Here is a 1,208-nt window from a genome sequence, read left to right on the forward strand (position 1 = left end):
GCAGACAATACCGACCGTCTTGCCAATATAGAGACGGCCATCGTCCAGCTAAACAGCAAGATTTCAAACACTGACAGCCTGATGAGGGGGGCAGGATTACGATGAGCGATTACAGATGGAATGCATATGACCCGGCCACCCAATGGGGCCTTTATTTCGATAAGGGTCTTGATGCTCAATTGCTGAAAGCCCCTAAACTGAAAGACAACGGCTTATCGATCAGTTGGGCCGACGAAAACGGGACGGAGCGGTATCTCGGTTCACAACGCTTTGAAAGCCGGACGCTGGTTATTCCATGCACGCTTGTTGCAACCAGTGAATCCGATTTCCATGCAAAGTACAATTCGCTGTGTGATTTCCTTATGACGACCGGCGAATTCAATTTCGACGTGGTCAGCCGCAATCGTAGGTATAAGGTATCGTACCTGGATATGTCCGGGTTTGACAAGCTAACGCTATTCAAGAACAACAACAACATTGGCGTGAAGCTATCCATCACATTGGCCGATGACCATCCGGCAGAAAGGTTCACGATATCATGATTTACGAAATAAAAAGGGGAAACACGGTATTGGCAGCTGTACACGCAGAAGGCGTGCAGGATGTTTCGGTCATGGAGAATGATCGGGCGGAACATAAATTCCAGTTGCCGGTACATGTGGATTTCAAGCGTGGTGATACGGTTGAGGTTTACGGACAGATCTACAAGATAAACAGGTCTGCTAACGTGGGCCGCACGAATGAAAAGCAGGGGTTAGGCTATGAAATCGAGTTCGAGGCGCTTTATTATGACCTCGCTAAATGGCAGCTGAAAGGGCTCGACGCGGCTAATGAATTGACGGTTTCCGAGGTCTACCTTACCGGCACGGCATCGACCGTGATTGATCTGATTGTCCGGAATGCGAACCGTGTGGATAGTGGATGGGAGATAGGTGTTGTGGATGATACCGAGGCTCAGCAATTCACATTCGTGAACCAATCGCTTTTGGCAGTATTGACAGAGCTGGCCAGCAGGTTTGAAAGCGAATATTGGGTGGATGGCAAAGTTATACATTTACAAAAGCGCGAAGCTTCTACCGGGTTGTCGCTTGAATTCGGCAAGGGCAAAGGGCTGTATAAGCTCACCCGCGGCCGTACGGAAACGTCGGTCATCAACAGGCTCTATGTTGAAGGTGCATCGCGGAATCTCCCATCAGGGTACGGATTTA

The 1,208-nt window shown here is 49.3% G+C and carries 2 protein-coding genes; both read left to right on the forward strand.

Going from position 1 to position 1,208, the window contains the following annotated elements; genetic code table 11:
* Nucleotides 1–101 precede the first annotated feature (101 nt).
* Entirely contained in the window at nucleotides 102–542 is a 441-nt protein-coding gene (locus tag BMZ56_RS25345; protein WP_090632649.1) for a hypothetical protein, read from the forward strand.
* Nucleotides 539–1,208: phage tail family protein (locus BMZ56_RS25350; RefSeq protein WP_143073037.1), on the forward strand; the 670-nt coding region annotated here is incomplete at its 3' end. The genes BMZ56_RS25345 and BMZ56_RS25350, both read left to right, overlap by 4 nt.

Origin of the sequence: Parapedobacter indicus (assembly GCF_900113765.1) — a bacterium.
Classification (GTDB): Bacteria; Bacteroidota; Bacteroidia; order Sphingobacteriales; family Sphingobacteriaceae; genus Parapedobacter; species Parapedobacter indicus.